Origin of the sequence: Pedobacter sp. CAN_A7 (assembly GCF_015752175.1) — a bacterium.
Taxonomy (GTDB): Bacteria; Bacteroidota; Bacteroidia; order Sphingobacteriales; family Sphingobacteriaceae; genus Pedobacter.
Genome location: NZ_JADOUW010000001.1, coordinates 652,266 through 667,799 on the forward strand (window position 1 = coordinate 652,266; position 15,534 = coordinate 667,799).

The 15,534-nt window shown below is 41.5% G+C and carries 15 protein-coding genes; 8 read left to right on the forward strand and 7 right to left on the reverse strand.

Features of this window, described 5'->3' with window-relative positions; translation table 11 throughout:
* Positions 1 to 27 precede the first annotated feature (27 nt).
* On the forward strand, positions 28 to 2,484 hold the full coding sequence (locus tag IWX76_RS03060; protein ID WP_196858400.1) for a TonB-dependent receptor domain-containing protein: 2,457 nt from the start codon (positions 28 to 30) through the stop codon (positions 2,482 to 2,484).
* A gap of 17 nt (positions 2,485 to 2,501) precedes the next feature.
* Here IWX76_RS03060 and IWX76_RS03065 read toward each other — a convergent pair whose 3' ends face one another.
* Both IWX76_RS03065 and IWX76_RS03070 read right to left on the reverse strand, forming a co-directional pair.
* Entirely contained in the window at positions 2,502 to 2,756 is a 255-nt protein-coding gene (locus tag IWX76_RS03065; RefSeq protein WP_196858401.1) for a hypothetical protein, read from the reverse strand.
* A gap of 136 nt (positions 2,757 to 2,892) precedes the next feature.
* A complete protein-coding gene (locus IWX76_RS03070) occupies positions 2,893 to 3,360 on the reverse strand; it encodes a hypothetical protein (RefSeq protein ID WP_196858402.1) in 468 nt (155 codons plus the stop codon).
* 152 nt (positions 3,361 to 3,512) lie between these two features.
* Here IWX76_RS03070 and IWX76_RS03075 point away from each other — a divergent pair, with 152 nt between their 5' ends.
* The 3 genes from IWX76_RS03075 to IWX76_RS03085 all read left to right on the forward strand — a co-directional run bounded on the left by IWX76_RS03075 (position 3,513) and on the right by IWX76_RS03085 (position 6,221).
* Positions 3,513 to 3,848 (forward strand): helix-turn-helix domain-containing protein, encoded by a 336-nt coding sequence (locus IWX76_RS03075; protein ID WP_196858403.1) that lies wholly within the window; start codon positions 3,513 to 3,515, stop codon positions 3,846 to 3,848.
* A 181-nt stretch (positions 3,849 to 4,029) separates the two neighbouring features.
* On the forward strand, positions 4,030 to 5,109 hold the full coding sequence (locus IWX76_RS03080) for a fatty acid desaturase family protein (protein ID WP_196858404.1): 1,080 nt from the start codon (positions 4,030 to 4,032) through the stop codon (positions 5,107 to 5,109).
* A gap of 14 nt (positions 5,110 to 5,123) precedes the next feature.
* Positions 5,124 to 6,221 carry a PAS domain-containing sensor histidine kinase gene (locus tag IWX76_RS03085; RefSeq protein WP_196858405.1) on the forward strand — a complete coding sequence of 366 codons (1,098 nt, stop codon included), beginning with the start codon at positions 5,124 to 5,126 and terminating at the stop codon, positions 6,219 to 6,221.
* On the opposite strand, the gene IWX76_RS03090 is transcribed toward IWX76_RS03085, so the two are convergent.
* Together IWX76_RS03090 and IWX76_RS03095 are read right to left on the reverse strand one after the other, a co-directional pair.
* Positions 6,194 to 8,173 carry a heavy metal translocating P-type ATPase gene (locus tag IWX76_RS03090; RefSeq protein WP_196858406.1) on the reverse strand — a complete coding sequence of 660 codons (1,980 nt, stop codon included), beginning with the start codon at positions 8,171 to 8,173 and terminating at the stop codon, positions 6,194 to 6,196. The genes IWX76_RS03085 and IWX76_RS03090 overlap by 28 nt on opposite strands.
* Positions 8,174 to 8,247: 74 nt before the next feature.
* A complete protein-coding gene (locus IWX76_RS03095) occupies positions 8,248 to 8,664 on the reverse strand; it encodes a Fur family transcriptional regulator (RefSeq protein ID WP_196858407.1) in 417 nt (138 codons plus the stop codon).
* Between the two features lie 107 nt (positions 8,665 to 8,771).
* Between IWX76_RS03095 and IWX76_RS18040 the strand changes: the two genes are divergently transcribed.
* Positions 8,772 to 8,894: a hypothetical protein gene (locus IWX76_RS18040; protein ID WP_334641074.1), complete on the forward strand. Its 123-nt coding sequence runs from the start codon at positions 8,772 to 8,774 to the stop codon at positions 8,892 to 8,894.
* 8 nt (positions 8,895 to 8,902) lie between these two features.
* Here the strand turns inward: IWX76_RS18040 and IWX76_RS03100 are convergent, their stop codons facing one another.
* The gene (locus IWX76_RS03100; protein WP_334641076.1) at positions 8,903 to 9,601 is read right to left on the reverse strand and encodes an arylesterase; all 699 of its coding nucleotides are present in this window, start codon (positions 9,599 to 9,601) and stop codon (positions 8,903 to 8,905) included.
* 134 nt (positions 9,602 to 9,735) lie between these two features.
* Between IWX76_RS03100 and IWX76_RS03105 the strand changes: the two genes are divergently transcribed.
* Genes IWX76_RS03105 through IWX76_RS03115 form a run of 3 tightly spaced genes read left to right on the forward strand, consistent with a single transcriptional unit; the run spans position 9,736 to position 13,549 of the window.
* Entirely contained in the window at positions 9,736 to 10,419 is a 684-nt protein-coding gene (locus IWX76_RS03105) for an ABC transporter ATP-binding protein (protein ID WP_196858408.1), read from the forward strand.
* Entirely contained in the window at positions 10,412 to 13,015 is a 2,604-nt protein-coding gene (locus IWX76_RS03110; protein ID WP_196858409.1) for an ABC transporter permease, read from the forward strand. Before IWX76_RS03105 ends, IWX76_RS03110 begins: the two co-directional genes overlap by 8 nt.
* A gap of 54 nt (positions 13,016 to 13,069) precedes the next feature.
* Positions 13,070 to 13,549 carry an ankyrin repeat domain-containing protein gene (locus IWX76_RS03115; protein WP_196858410.1) on the forward strand — a complete coding sequence of 160 codons (480 nt, stop codon included), beginning with the start codon at positions 13,070 to 13,072 and terminating at the stop codon, positions 13,547 to 13,549.
* Here the strand turns inward: IWX76_RS03115 and IWX76_RS03120 are convergent.
* Both IWX76_RS03120 and IWX76_RS03125 read right to left on the reverse strand, forming a co-directional pair.
* Entirely contained in the window at positions 13,546 to 14,103 is a 558-nt protein-coding gene (locus tag IWX76_RS03120; RefSeq protein ID WP_334641080.1) for a molybdenum cofactor guanylyltransferase, read from the reverse strand. The genes IWX76_RS03115 and IWX76_RS03120 overlap by 4 nt on opposite strands.
* Entirely contained in the window at positions 14,100 to 15,533 is a 1,434-nt protein-coding gene (locus tag IWX76_RS03125) for a rubredoxin (protein ID WP_196858412.1), read from the reverse strand. Before IWX76_RS03125 ends, IWX76_RS03120 begins: the two co-directional genes overlap by 4 nt.
* Position 15,534 lies beyond the last annotated feature (1 nt).

Here is a 15,534-nt window from a genome sequence, read left to right on the forward strand (position 1 = left end):
ATTGTTAATGCTGTAAAATACGACAGCATGCATAGAATATATATCCTCCCCCTGCTCCTCTGCCTACTCAACATTGGTCAACTATTTGCACAAGAAAGAATTGGCATTCAAGGAACAGTTATCGATTCCGCCAGTCGCCAACCCTTAGATTATGCATCAATTTCGCTAATCAATCAAGCCGATCAAAAAGCAGTTGCAGGCATGCATACCGATGCCAAGGGACAATTTAACTTGAGTGGCGTGGCAACAGGTCAATACACACTTCGCATTGGTTTTATGGGCTATCGAACTTTCGAAAAAACCAATATCAACTATACAGCTGGACAAACCATAAATATTTCTACTGTGAACCTGAGGTCATCAGGGGCAAAAATATTAAAGGAAGTTGTAGTAAGCGGACAAACCCCAGGGATGACAATTGGGATTGACCGCAAAGTATTTAATGTAGAACAAAGTTTAATTAGCCAGGGAGGATCTGTAACCGATCTGCTGTCGGATATCCCATCGCTTTCTGTTGATGCAGATGGATCAGTTAGCCTGCGTGGATCAAGTGGCGTCAGGATTCTGATTGATGGCAAACCATCGGCCATGGCTGGAAGTGATATTACACAGGTATTACAGTCGCTGCCCGCTAATGCTGTACAACGTATAGAAGTAATTACCAACCCCTCATCAAAGTATGAAGCCGAAGGGCAATCTGGCATCATTAATATTGTACTTAAAAAGAACCTCAAAACCGGGTTTAACGGTGTGGCCACCACTTCCGGAGGTTCCTACCGTAATTATAATGGTGGTATTTCGTTAAATTATCGCGACAGCAGCTTCAATTATTATGGCAATTATGATTACCGGAAATTTCGCCGGTTGGGCGATGGTGTTAATGTGACGCGATATTTTGAAAACAATGGCATTATAGATAATAATAACGAGGCAGATCGGTCGGGCGTTGGCCATTCAGCTAAATTGGGTGTTGATTATTTCATTAATCAAACCACTACTCTGGGCCTCTCTGGTAACTTTAGCATTCGTGACAACCAGCGTAATGAAGACTTGTTTTATAGCTACCAGAACCTGCCAAAACTGAACGGAACGAGTACCCGCTTATCGCGCCAAACTGAAGATGATTTTGGTTGGGACCTGAATATGGATTTTAAAAAGGAATTTAAACGTCCTGGTGAGGAATTACTCTTTAATGCCGCCTTTGGTCGTAATAAAGAAGATGGTATTAATGAGTTTAACCAGACTTTTAGCAATGTGGGCACCCCTACCGACCGCCAGATAAATGACACCTACGAAAGAGGCGACAATATTAATTTGCAACTGGACTACACCCTCCCATTTAATGAAAATAGTAAGTTTGAAGCCGGTTACCGCTCTACTTTTGAAAAGGGCGATGAATCGCAGCTCTCCAGGCGATTTAATGTTGACAGTAATGTTTTTGTTCCAGATTATAACGTGAGCAATAACTTTGAACTGGAGGAAAGTGTACATGCTCTTTATGCAAACTACCAGAATAGGTTAACTGAGCGTCTCGGTTTTCAGTTAGGCTTACGTGCAGAACAAGCGGAGTTGCAAACGAATACAATCTCATTTGATCCAGCTATACCAGCTGCCTTGAGGGAAACACCCGGAGGATTGGATTATTTTCGTTTATACCCTAGTGTGTTCCTGACGCAAAAGTTAGGTAAAGAAGGTCAGGAGCAACAACTACAGCTGAGTTATACGCGCAGGGTAAATAGACCCCGTGGTTGGCAGGTAAACCCTTTTGTTAATATTTCAGACCCATTAAATGTACGCCAGGGTAATCCAAACCTACGTCCTGAAGATATCCATTCCTTTGAACTGGGTTACAGCCGCAGCTTAGGTAAAACAAACCTCACAACATCGGTATATTATCGCCGTACAAATGATGTGATTCAACTGATTAGCCAAAGGATTGAAGGCTCCAATGCGGCCACCTTAAGTGAATGGATGAATATAAGCCGCAATGATGCTACGGGATTTGAGTTAATTTCTAAAACCAATGTGGGGAAAGCCCTAGATTTTACCGGAAATGTGAATGTTTTCTATAACCGCTTCTTTGGTAGCCAGGAGTTTAATATAGAAGAACGAGACGGTATTAACTGGGATGCGAATCTTTCTACCAATATCCGTTTCACGAAAGACTTATCAGCACAAATCCGTGCCAATTACAATGCCCCACGCATACTTGCGCAAGGAGAAACCATCGGCAACTTTGTGATGGATGCCGCCCTGCGCCTGCAGGTAATGGGTGATAAAGGTACCATTCTCTTTAATGTAAGGGATGTATTTAACCAGCGCCGTTTTGGTGGATATACTCAAACTGGCCAGTTTATCAGGAATTTTGAAGATCGCCGTGCACTGCGTATGGCGCTACTTACCTTTAGTTACCGTTTTGGCAGTAATGGCGAGCGTCAAGAAGAACGGGAAAGAAGGAATGACGAAGATGATGGTGATAATTAATCGCCATCAAATAGAGGTTATACCAACTTAGCTATTAAAACTTCCGTTTCAGTATAGTGTTCACAAGCAAATACCAGGTCGTCAACATCATCTGCATATTGATCAAAGTCTTCACATTTATAAACATAGCTTCGCCTGTTATAGCTAACCAGGCATATTACTTTAAAATCTTGCCAATGAGGCGCCGCCCGTTCCCGAGAAATTTCTTCTTCATCACTTGCATCGAATACCTGGTATCCAGCTGTTAAATTATGAAATATGATTCTGTACATAGGGCTGTAAAGGTATGATGGATATTACAAAAAAATATAAGGGTAAATACCTGAATTTTGACAAAATACACTTATTTTATTATGCTTATCCATAAAAGACTAGGTGTTTTTACTTATTGATGTTATTTGTTTTATCTTATTTAATCTTTGCATAGGTCTCGATAATTTCCCTGTCAATATTTAAGCTGTCGATCTTTTCAAACCCTTGTTGACGAAGGGTATCCCCTTTCAAGCTGAGCTTAAATTTAAATTCATGATTTTCCCAATCGCGGTAGTTACAGTATTCCAGTTTTTCAGTGTAATCATTACCTACTAAAGTATACGTTCCTGCTCCAGTATCATAAATGGGCTCAGCCGTTTTACCCTGCAGGATATCATGCCTGAAAAAGGAAAAATGAGTGTCGTTAAACATTTTGATCATTAAATCATCTTTGCCCTTTACAGGATAGGCAACGACTGTATCGCCTTTGGTTATGATGATATTAGAGACCAACTTCCAGGTGCCCCTAATGGCAGATGCTGAAACAGACTGGTCCATAGTAGCAGATGGTTGACAAGCCGAAATAACCAAGCTAAGTCCACATAGAGTAATTACTGATTTCATAACTGGAACAAATTAATTGTGTTTCGTTAAAATAATGCAAAAAAAAGTTTTTAGAATAAACGGATGAAATGAATTTATATTATGAAACATTTTTTGTTTTATGAAATATAAAATTTAAGTTTAACATAAGTTGAACTCATAACAACGGAGACATGAAAAATTTAGGCAAATACATTAAGGAATTACGACTGAAATGCGGATGGACTCAAGTAATCGTAGCGGATCAACTTGAAATCTCTATCCCCGCCTTTTCAAAGATTGAGTCTGGCATTACCATTATTAACATCGTAAGATTGAAACAGATCGCCGACATTTTTAATGTGCCCGTATCCACATTGTTGAATGCAGAATTTCATGAAAATCAGTATACCAATGATAATCGGATAAAGGAATTGCAGAAATCAATTTCGGAGAAGGATGAAAACATTCTTCAACTGCAAAAAAAAATAATTGGATTATACGAAAAAGAAGAGCAAGTGGTCAATTGACCACAGGTATGTTTGGATATGGAAATCATGGAATTGGGACAATATCGCTTTGTTATAAACGTTTAATAAAAAGTAATCAATAGAAAATCGTAAATTCGATTTTTTAGGACCATCATATTTAATTCAGCATTGATATTAAAACATCTGTTTGTTCGCTTTAAGTTGATCAAACACATGTTATATGCCTGTTCAAGTTAAATTTACTCCCCCTTCCAAATCTCAATTCTACGCAACTATCCGTAAACGGGTTGATCAATTATTTATTGATGACCAGTTAAGTAAACATGCTAACCTAAGTATGTGGGCTAAAAGCATCTTTTTTCTTATCGGTCTTGTTGCCACCTACCTCCTGATTATAGCTAACCTTTTTTCGCCTCCGGTAATGCTTATCCTTGCTATTTTATTAGGCATGTTCAGTGCTTTTGTGGGATTTAATGTTTGTCACGATGCTATCCATGGTGCTTTCTCCAGTAGTAAGCGTGTAAACCGAATTTTTAGCCTGACTTTTAATTTATTGGGTGCGAATCCATACGTGTGGAGTATTACCCATAATATTGTACATCACACTTACACCAATATTCCCGGTCATGATGAAGATATTGAAATTGCTCCTGGCTTGATTAGGATTGCTGAGGATGATGAAAAAAATCCGATGCAACGCTTTCAGCACTTGTATGCATTTCCACTTTACAGTATGGCTTCACTTTCTTGGGTGTTTAGAAAAGATTATAAAAAATTCTACCAGAAGCTCATTGGTTCACATCAGGCTAAACATCCTGGAATAGAATATTTTAACCTGTATTTTTATAAAGCCATTTATTACTTTTTGTTTATTGTGTTGCCCCTATTGGTGCTAGACATCACCTGGTGGCAATTTTTGATCGGTTTTATATCCTTACATATTGCCCAGGGACTTACCATGGGGCTTGTTTTCCAACTGGCACATGTGGTGGAAGGTACCGCTTTCCCTACCACGAATGTAAATGGTAATATTGAGGAAGCATGGGCAGCGCATCAAATGCAGACCACGGCAAACTTTGCCACCCATAGCCGTTTGGCTGCTTTCTTTTTAGGTGGATTAAACCGACAAATAGAACATCATCTTTTTCCAAAGGTATGTCACATCCATTACGGCAAAATATCCAGAATCGTAAAAAGTACAGCCTTAGAATTTAATCTCCCTTATATCGAAAATAAAACATTTTTTGATGCTTTACGTTCTCATTATTTGATCCTCAAGAAATTTGGAAATGAGGCTTAATTAAATTCATGGATATGGAACTCGCAAAACAAACTGATCTTGACGCGGAGCTTTTAAAAGCAATGATCAAACAAAGTGAGGAAGTCTATTTTGTATTTGATGTTTTAAATAACCGATTTCAATTTATCAACCATGCATTTGAAATGGTAACTAAACTTTCGCGCAAGGATGTAATAGAAAAGCCTGAATCGTTGGTTAAACTCATCCATCACGAAGATCTGGCCTATATCAAGAAGAGCTTTAAGGGCCTCTTAACGAAAACGGAACCTAGTCTATTAGACTTCCGCATTCGCCGTGCGGATCAAATTGAAAGGTGGATCAGGCTGAAGGTATATCCGCTACTTAATGATGACAAAATTACACACCTGGCTGGTTCAGCTGAAGATGATTCAGCGAGGAAACTAGGCATCTTTAATATGCAAAAGATAAACGGCTGGAAAGACGCAAACCTGGAGATCCTTGCTCACGATTTGCGTGGCCCCATAGGAACGGTGCAAATGTTAGCCTCCGTAATCGATAAAAAGCTTCCCGATAATCCAGAGCTGCACAAGCTAACTCAAATGATCGAAACCATTTCCAAACGTAATATCCATTTGATTGAGAGCTTACTCACCAGGGAATTTTTGGCCACAGCTGAGGTAGAGATCAGTCGCGAGCGGCTGGATGTAGTTTGGGAAATTAAACAGGCAATGGATATTTACCTAAAGTCGCAGCAAAACATAAAAAAACACATCAGTTTTACACATTCTCATGAAAGCATTTTTGCTAATATAGACAGCATGAAGTTTCTGCAGGTAATTAATAATTTGGTATCCAATGCCATAAAATTCACGGGTGATGACGGTGAAATTAGGGTTCACCTGGAAAAGTTAGAGACCACGTTTCTTGTATCCGTTGCCGATAATGGAATAGGTATACCTAAAAGTCTCCAACCCTCCCTCTTTAAAAAATATTCAAAAGCAGGGAGAGTGGGCACTGAAGGAGAAAAATCAATTGGCCTGGGCATGTGGATTGTAGAAAGACTAACCGAAGAGCATGGTGGTAAGGTATGGTTTGATAGTGTAGAAGGTAAAGGAAGTACCTTTTACGTAGAACTTCCTTTAGGATGGTGATCTGTTAAATGTATGCGTTGTATTCGCACTGCATTTAGTATAGCCAGCAATGCTACGCCAACATCGGCAATCACGGCTTCCCAAAGGTTAGCCATACCGCCTGCACCTAAAATTAAAACAGCAATCTTTACTACCATAGCCATAGTAATATTTTGCCACACCACATTTCTGGTTATCATGCCCACTTTAATGGCTGAAACAATTTTGGAGGGCTGATCGTTCTGTATCACCACATCGGCAGTTTCGATAGCGGCATCACTTCCTAGTCCGCCCATAGCGATACCTACATCAGCAAGCGCCAGCACCGGCGCATCATTTACACCATCGCCTACAAAAGCAATACGTAAACCCTGGTCTTTTAATGCTTGAACTTTGTTTACCTTATCCTCAGGAAGTAAATCACCATAAGCCATAGTGATGCCTAGTTTTTTTGCTACTTCATCAACCATAGCCTGCTTATCACCTGATAACATGACCGTTTTGATATGCAGCTGGTGTAGTTCATTTACGGCTTGCGCTGCATCTTCTTTAATCTCGTCGGCAATGGTCAGGTATCCAGCATAAATTCCGTTGATAGCAACGACTATCATGGTTTCCTGGATTTGAGTGATATCGTTGGGATAGTTTATCTGGAATTGTTGCATCAATTTGAGGTTGCCGACAAGAACTTTTTTGCCATCAACTATTCCCGTTAAGCCTTGCCCTGCTAATTCTTTTACGTCGGTAGCCTGAGCTTGCCCAAGTTCTTCACCTACATAATCTACCACAGCTCTTCCCACCGGATGGGTAGAATTTCTTTCCATTGCCGCTGTCAGATTTAGAAGTTCCTTTTCTTCCACCCCTATACTTACCACACGCTGAACCCTAAAAACTCCTTTAGTGAGCGTACCGGTTTTGTCCATCACGATGGTATTTACCTTTGTCATCACATCAAGAAAATTCCCTCCTTTAAAAAGAATACCGTTTCTGGAAGCCAGTCCGATACCCCCAAAATACCCTAGAGGAATGGATACCACTAAGGCGCATGGACAACTGATGACTAAAAATACCAGCCCTTTATATAACCAATCGTTGAATTGATAAGAGGCAACAAAAAAGTAAGGCATAAAAACGACTGCCAGAGCTAGAAAAAAAACGATTGGTGTGTAGACCTTAGCAAAGCGGGAGATAAAAAGCTGTGTTTTTGATTTACGTGCGGTGGCATCCTGCACCATAGCCAGGATCCGGCTAAGTTTACTGTCTTTAAACAATGTACTTACTTGTACTTCGGCCAGGGTGTGAAGGTTAACCATGCCCGCCAAAATAGACATTCCACGAATTTTGGTATCAGGTATACTTTCGCCCGTTAATGCCGCCGTATTGAATGATGCGGTAGCTGTGCTTAATATCCCGTCGAGTGCTACTCTTTCGCCAGGTTTTACCAGGATGGTTTCTCCTATTTGAACCAATGAAGGGTTGATTGTAATAGCTTTTCCATTCCTGATCACAGTAACCTCGTTGGGGCGGATATCCAATAAGGATTTAATGTTAAGCTTAGCCCTGTTAACGGCAGTATCCTGAAACCATTCACCAATCTGGTAAAACACCATAACGGCAACGCCTTCGCTATATTCACCGATATAAAAAGCACCTAGTGTGGCTACACTCATTAACACAAATTCATTGAAAAAATCACCACGGATGACTTTACGGTACGCTAGGTTCAATATGGCCCTTCCGGCAAGTAAATAAGCCACTGCATTCACAACGAAACTCAGGGGCTTGGAAAGCGTAATGTGGAATGCATACTCCAATACCAACGCTACGATAAGGATAAATAGCGCCAGAAGGATATCCCAATGGGCCATGATGCCGTTTGCTTCTGCATGTGCGTGACCATGGTCGTTTGCATGTTCATGATCATGGTCGTGTGAATGTTCAACCTGCTTATTAATTTTATTGACGATTTCCATATTCCGTTATTTTAACTGGCCTTCTGCCATTCCACGAAAGTAGCGCATTAGACCATGCAATGGAATTGCATAGTTTACTTCCGGCAATTTGGGCATCGGCCCTTTACCAATAAGCTGTAGGCTTCGGCTTGGTAGTCTAAAGGCAAAGTCACTTCTGGAACACTGGTTTTTGGCAGGCAAATGGTTTCTTTACATAGCTGACAAAAGAAGTGTACATGAAGATCATGGTGACATTCAACGTTACATTCTTCCTTACAGAGGGCGTATTTAGTTGCGCCTGTTCCATCTTCGATAGCGTGAATCACGCCTTTTTCTTCAAATGTTTTCAGTGTGCGGTATATGGTAATACGGTCGGCCGGGGCTAAGCCTTTTTCCAGGTCTGTTAACGTAATGGCTGCCTGTTGTTCCTGCAGATGGTTCAATATGAGCATCCGCATGGCAGTAGGTTGAATTTCTTTGGCTTTAAGCCTATGCGCTATTTCTGGGCTCATTTTGTTTAAATGTTTACAAATTATACAAATAGAAAGGCTTTTAAAACAAAAACCTTTCCATCGCAGTTAAGTCAGTAAAACTATACAATCATTTTAAAATTATTTTTATGCAAAACTGGTTAAAAACAATTATCGCAGGAGCTGCCGCCTGGAAATTTGGTGGCGGATGTTTAGGAACTATCGTAGTTTTCGGTATCGTATATTGGCTGTTAGGACAGTCGGGTTGTTAATACAATCCTTATAACACCTCTTTTAGCTTGATCCAAACATTTTCAGCTAAAATCTTTTGACCTTCAGCCGTTGGATGGATACCATCACTTTGGTTTAGTTGTGCTACACCGCCAACACCATCCAACAAAAAAGGCACTAACACCATCTTATTTTTATCAGCTAGCTTTTCAAACATGCTTTTAAAATCAGCTGCATAACGCTTTCCCATGTTTGGAGGCATCTGCATGCCGGCTAATACCAGGGATGCATCGGGATATTTTTGTTTTACTTTTTCAATGATAGCTTGCATATTCGCTGTAGTTTGAGCAACAGGAATACCCCTTAATCCGTCATTGGCACCAAGTTCAAGCACAAATACTTGTATCGGTTTTTTAAGTAACCAGTCAATTCTGCTTTTTCCTGCGGCCGAGGTTTCTCCACTTAAACCACCATTCACAACCTGATAAGGCAAATCCAATGAATCTATTTTTCTTTGAATCAATGCGGGGTATGCCTCTCGTTGCTCAAGCCCCAAACCTGCCGTAAGGCTTGTGCCAAAAAACAAGATGTTACCCTTTTCAGTTGAAATGGGCTGTTCATTGCCCCTAGCGGCTGTAGTGTGAGATTGAACAGTTTGATCACCGACTTTCTCCTCACTTTTTTGGCCACATCCCGCAAAGAAAACACCACAACATAACATACCGCTTAAAATCTGCACACGTAACATAAATATGAAATATAAATCTAAAATTAGCCTTTACTTGTTTAACTCGTATATTAAACATTTTATGTTTAATCCGTGAATTATAAACAGTATTTCCGGTATTAAGTTTAACCTAATTACTACGCAAAATCCTTTATATGCCTGTCGAAAATATCCTGAGTATAGAAAATGTAAATAAAATTTATAAAAGTGGCGGGCACCAGCTTACGGTGCTTCATGACATTAACTTCACAGTTGAAGCAGGCGCAACCATTGCTATTACAGGGCCCTCAGGAAGTGGGAAGACCACCCTTTTGGGTCTTTGCGCCGGCTTAGACCGCGCCAGTTCCGGCACGGTAAAACTCAATGATATTAACCTGGACCAACTTTCCGAAGATCAGCGTGCAGCAGTAAGAAACCGCTATGTAGGTTTCATTTTTCAGAACTTTCAATTAATGCCCACATTAACAGCTATAGAAAACGTAATGGTGCCCATGGAACTACGTGGAGAAAAGAACATCCGGGCACATGCCCTGGATCTTCTGGATAAAGTAGGGCTAGCCGACCGTGCACATCACTACCCGGTACAGCTATCGGGTGGAGAACAACAACGAGTGTCGCTGGCACGTGCTTTTTCTAATAAACCAGCCATTCTTTTTGCCGATGAGCCCACTGGCAACCTGGATGCGGAAACAAGTGAAAAGATCGAAAATCTGCTGTTTAGCCTAAACCGCGATGCAGGCACTACCCTGGTAATTGTTACACACGACCGTGACCTTGCCACTAGGACCAGCAGAATTATTAATATTAAAGGGGGCGTAATCACTTCATCACATGACTGAGGATAAAGCGCTACTAAACAGAGCAGTAAATGTTCCATGGCTTTTTAAAATGGCCTGGCGAGACAGCCGGAGAAACCGCTCCCGTTTGCTTTTATTTGTTTCCTCCGTTATCCTGGGCATTGCTGCCCTGGTTGCTGTCTATTCTTTTCGCGATAACCTGCAAAAAGATATTGAAAGTCAGGCTAAGATATTAGCAGGGGCAGATTTAACCATCGATAGCCGTAAAGCGCCAAGTAAAGAGGCATTGGTCCTGCTCGATACCTTAGGTGACGAGCAAGCCAAAGAAAAAAGCCTGGCATCCATGATCTATTTTATAAAAAATGAAGGTAGCAGACTTGTGCAAATCAGGGCGCTGGAAGGCGACTACCCCTTCTATGGGGCCATAGAAACCACCCCCGCGCAGGCAGGAACGACCTTCAGAAATGGACAGAAAGCTTTAGTGGATAAAACACTGATGCTGCAGTTTGGCGTAGTCCCGGGGGACTCGATTAAAGTGGGCGAACTCAGTTTCGTGATTGCAGGTGCTATTGATAAGGTACCCGGACAAACAGGAATTTCCGCCACCGTGGCGCCAGTGGTTTATATTCCAATGGAATATCTTGACAAAACAGGGCTCACGAAGCAAGGTAGCCGCATACAATACAAATATTATTACCGTTATAATGACCCACTAGCTGCAGAAAAGGTGGTCAAAGCCTTGGAAAAGGACCTCGATAAGGAAGGTTTAGACACCAGCACTGTGGAATCGCAAAAACAAGAAACTGGGCGCTCCTTCCGCGATGTGAGCCGCTTCCTGGCCTTAGCTGGTTTTATAGCGCTTCTTTTAGGATGCATCGGCGTAGGAAGTGCCATCCATGTGTATATCGGTGAAAAATTAGGCACCATTGCTACTTTACGCTGCCTTGGCGTGAAATCCTGGGAAGCATTTTTGATCTACCTTATTCAGATTTTCTTTATTGGCTTGCTTGGCGCAATTGCTGGTGCCGCCTTAGGCACAATGATACAGTTTCTGTTGCCTGCTGTGTTAAAAGACTTTATCCCCGTTGAACTGAACATGCAGATCTCCTGGCCATCCATCGGACAAGGAGTTTTATTGGGGGTTATTATTTCCATTCTATTTGCCCTACCCTCCTTACTCGGCGTGCGCCGTGTATCCCCTTTAAATGCCTTGCGACTATCTTTTGAACGCGGCACACAAAAGTTTGATCCATTGCGATGGCTGGTTTATTTTTTCATTTTATTGTTCGTCTGGGGTTTCACCTACCTACAAGTCGATGGCTGGAGAGAATCTCTGGCTTTTACAGCCAGTGTACTGCTTGCCTTTAGCTTATTATTCGCCCTGTCGAAATTACTGATGTGGCTGGTACGTCGCCTAATGCCTGCTTCTCTCAATTATTTATGGCGCCAGGGCTTTGCTAACCTTTATCGACCAAATAACCAGACCGTTATGCTTACCGTTTCCATTGGTTTGTCTACAGCTTTTATCTGTACATTGTTTTTTGTACAGGGTATCCTGATGAAAAGAGTAACCTTGTCGTCGGGTAAAAGCCAGCCTAACATGGTGTTATTTGATATCCAAAACAACCAAAAGGATGACGTGGCAAAACTTACCAAATCGTATAATCTCCCGGTCATGAACCAGGTACCCATCATCACCGTCCGTATTGCCGAAATTAATGGTAAAACAGCGGAAGACTTGGTGGAAGCCGACAGTTCATCAGCTGCTGAAAACGCATCAACTCAGGCTGCAAAAGCAGATACCCTGGCTCCTTCTGCCCGTGCATTCCGTGGCGAGCTCAGGGTAACTTTCCAGGATACGCTGACCAAGGCTGAAGAAATTGTTAAAGGCAAGTGGAGTGGAAAACTGCAACATCCCGACGACGTGGTTTATGTTTCGCTAGAAGAAGGTTATGCCAGGCGCATCAACGTGACGGTGGGTGATCAGATTACCTTTAATGTGCAAGGAGTACTCATTCCTACTGAGGTGGGCAGTTTACGATCTGTAAACTGGACGCGCATGCAAACAAACTTCCGGGTGGTCTTTCCTACTGGTGTATTGGAAGATGCGCCTCAGTTTCATGTACAGATGACACGTGTACCAACCAGCGAAACCTCCGCTAGTTTTCAGGGTGCCGTAGTGCGCAACTTTCCAAATGTTTCTGTAATAGACCTTGGGCTAGTATTAAAAGTATTGGATGAAGTATTGTCTAAGATTGGTTTTGTGATCCAGTTTATGGCAGGTTTTAGTATGGCTACGGGGTGGATCGTATTAATCTCGGCAGTGTTAACCAGTAAAACCCAACGATTACAAGAAAGTGTTTTGTTACGTACCCTCGGCGCCAGTCGTAAACAGATACTAGCCATTACAGCGTTAGAGTACCTGTTCCTTGGTATTCTGGCGGCAGGTGCAGGTATTATACTTGCATTGGCAGGTAGCTGGGCCTTAGCCGAATATAGTTTTGAAACCACCTTTAACCCACCCTGGTGGCCAATTATCCTCTTGTTAATCATGATATGTCTTATTGTGGTGCTTACCGGGGTATTGAGCAGCAGAAAAGTGTTAAACCATCCACCACTGGAAGTATTGAATAACTAACGTTTAAACATTTTAATCCTTACGGTTGTTGTAAGGCTATAATTAATAACGCTAATGAACAACCTGACTTCACAACTGATTAATGTATCCAGAACTGGAAACGTTGAAGAATTAAATGAATTATTGGCATTAAAGCCGGAACTAAATGGTGCTGACGACAAAGGCTATACGCCGCTGATCATTGCTTGTTACAACAACCGCTATGAAGCCGCCAAAGTATTAATAGAAGCTGGTGCTGATGTCAATGCTGCTGATTTTGGTGGCAACACTGCTTTAATGGGTGCATCGTTTAAAGGCTATGCTAACATTGCCGAGCTACTGATTGTAAATGGTGCAAACCTCAATTTACAGCATGGCAACGGTGGCACGGCATTGATGTTTGCGGCCATGTTTGGCAGAAATGAACTGGTGGCGCTTCTACTGAAATACGGTGCCGACTTGCACATGCTTGACGTTAGAGGTCTTTCGGCTTTCGACCTGGCTGCACAACAAGGAAATGAGGAAGCCATCACCCTGATGGAACAATATGTCTAAAGGGTGTTGTAATTTTTAAAGTAACCTTGATCTAGAATGGGGATAAACTTGTGGTATCCTTGCTGAATAATGCGGTAAAGAGAATAGGTCCTGCACTGACCACTTTGTACATCGATATTAAGTTGGTTTAAAGCCTTTGACTTATACAAAGCACACAAGGGTTCTATAAATCCTTCCCCAGTGTAAGCATAATAGTCAAAATCCGGAAATGTGATGGTGCTATCTTTCAAGTTCTGTAAGGTCTGCACATCCATTTCCATCATGTCACAAGCAAGTACAAGCAAATCATCATCTGGATACTTCAGGTGAACACTAAGGATTCCATTTAAGGGCCCATTAACATTTACCCGATCCAACACTAATTTATGCTCCCCGAAAATAACTTTATAATTAAGCAGCTGACCCTGGTTTACGGAAATCACTACTGGAATTTGTAAGTTGTTTAGTTTAGCAGTCGCATGTTCCGCCCAGGTTATTTGATCGATGGTCAGCAAGCCTTTGTCGCTACCCATTCTTTTACTCATCCCACCACATAATACCACCCCCCTGATCATCTGTATAGACTTTCTGAATTAACTGCAGTAAATTCTTCTAAAGGTGTCTCACATATAGAACAAGATGCCATCCCCCAGCTTTCATCGTATAGACTAAGACAATTTGGGCATTGTTGTACATAAATTACCAAGGGTTCTGCGTCATTATGCGTTTCAAAAGTTGGCGCTGTAGTTACCCCAGCAGCCAGCGTTTGTTGCTGGTAATAAGCCTGACACAAGTTGACGAGGGCAGGCACCAGGTTCTCCCTGCTAAGGCTTTCTGCAACTACATGGTATTGTCGTGAATTAGGGTTAAAGTCAGTGGTATGGAGTACATCAAAAAGCATTTCCTGGCTTTCATTATCCACTAAATCCCTTTTTCTAATCACAACAGATCCAGACAAGCCACTTTTTGGTGTTATTTTAATGGCAAAGCACAATTTATACGTCCTTAGATCTGCATCATTAAAGGCACGGATTAGTTCTAGTTTTAACGCTAACCCTTCTTCACATAAATCTTCTGTCTGCCAGTTAAGTTCATTAGAAGCATGACATACGTTGATGAGGTGTTTGTCGAGCAGTGCATTCCATAACTTACGGTCTTCCGCCTCCAACCCTTTAATGATGATCGATTTCCAGGGTGTGGTGTAAATCTGCCCGATTCTCGACTTACTGCAAGCTTGGCAGAGGTCTTTTAAAAATGACACAGAAAATTGCTCGTTGCGTCGGTAAATACCTAACCAATATTTATTATCATACTGATTAAAACCCTCATAATAAGGGAGCTGAAACTCAGGCAACTTAAGTATGGCTTCAGGTGCCTGATGCAGAAAACCATACCTTGTTTTAACCAGGGTTTCCAGCTGTAAGCCATCCATTAGCGTTTGCTTTTTTTCATTCTGTTCAGAAAGAATTAAACTTTCTAAGGCTTCACTTAACCTGGCAATGTCTTCGGAATAAACAAGCGACGACCAGCAGTAAAGGATGTTTGTCTTAGGAAACCTAATATATAAATGCCAGTAATTACCAATGGAGGAAGAGATAAAGTTTAAGTTCCCACTAAAAAAAGGAAGAAGCGTCTGGCTATCATCAACCAGGTCAATTTTTAAGGCTGGCGTATAATTAAACGTATCCAATATATCTTTATATACACCTTCACGAAGCCAGTTAGCGCTTGAGAACAAATCTTCGGCTACATAGGAACTAACGATATTTGGGTTCTCCTCCATTTGAGTATCATACTCAATTTCTGAACTTGAAAAACCATGTGCAATGGCCTCCATCTGATTATCCTCTACGGCAAAATAGAGCTGCTGCCGGGTGCCAAACCGCACATGCTTCACACCTGCACTTTCAAGTATTTCAAGGATCAACGATAGATCGCCCACAGATACAATACCTCCCGGAAGATTTACTTTGATGTACTGATTTTTAAAGGTTCCATTCTCCATA

What these genes read in the sequence shown, in the direction of transcription:
- IWX76_RS03070 (WP_196858402.1), bottom strand. Translation starts at nt 3,360, where the DNA reads ATGAAATCAGTAATTACTCTATGTGGACTTAGCTTGGTTATTTCGGCT.
- IWX76_RS03065 (WP_196858401.1), bottom strand. Translation starts at nt 2,756, where the DNA reads ATGTACAGAATCATATTTCATAATTTAACAGCTGGATACCAGGTATTC.
- IWX76_RS03075 (WP_196858403.1), top strand. Translation starts at nt 3,513, where the DNA reads ATGAAAAATTTAGGCAAATACATTAAGGAATTACGACTGAAATGCGGA.
- IWX76_RS03110 (WP_196858409.1), top strand. Translation starts at nt 10,412, where the DNA reads ATGACTGAGGATAAAGCGCTACTAAACAGAGCAGTAAATGTTCCATGG.
- IWX76_RS03115 (WP_196858410.1), top strand. Translation starts at nt 13,070, where the DNA reads ATGAACAACCTGACTTCACAACTGATTAATGTATCCAGAACTGGAAAC.
- IWX76_RS03125 (WP_196858412.1), bottom strand. Translation starts at nt 15,533, where the DNA reads ATGGAGAATGGAACCTTTAAAAATCAGTACATCAAAGTAAATCTTCCG.
- IWX76_RS03090 (WP_196858406.1), bottom strand. Translation starts at nt 8,173, where the DNA reads ATGGAAATCGTCAATAAAATTAATAAGCAGGTTGAACATTCACACGAC.
- IWX76_RS03060 (WP_196858400.1), top strand. Translation starts at nt 28, where the DNA reads ATGCATAGAATATATATCCTCCCCCTGCTCCTCTGCCTACTCAACATT.
- IWX76_RS03080 (WP_196858404.1), top strand. Translation starts at nt 4,030, where the DNA reads ATGCCTGTTCAAGTTAAATTTACTCCCCCTTCCAAATCTCAATTCTAC.
- IWX76_RS03105 (WP_196858408.1), top strand. Translation starts at nt 9,736, where the DNA reads ATGCCTGTCGAAAATATCCTGAGTATAGAAAATGTAAATAAAATTTAT.
- IWX76_RS03120 (WP_334641080.1), bottom strand. Translation starts at nt 14,103, where the DNA reads ATGATCAGGGGGGTGGTATTATGTGGTGGGATGAGTAAAAGAATGGGT.
- IWX76_RS03095 (WP_196858407.1), bottom strand. Translation starts at nt 8,664, where the DNA reads ATGAGCCCAGAAATAGCGCATAGGCTTAAAGCCAAAGAAATTCAACCT.
- IWX76_RS03085 (WP_196858405.1), top strand. Translation starts at nt 5,124, where the DNA reads ATGGAACTCGCAAAACAAACTGATCTTGACGCGGAGCTTTTAAAAGCA.
- IWX76_RS18040 (WP_334641074.1), top strand. Translation starts at nt 8,772, where the DNA reads ATGCAAAACTGGTTAAAAACAATTATCGCAGGAGCTGCCGCCTGGAAA.
- IWX76_RS03100 (WP_334641076.1), bottom strand. Translation starts at nt 9,601, where the DNA reads ATGTTACGTGTGCAGATTTTAAGCGGTATGTTATGTTGTGGTGTTTTC.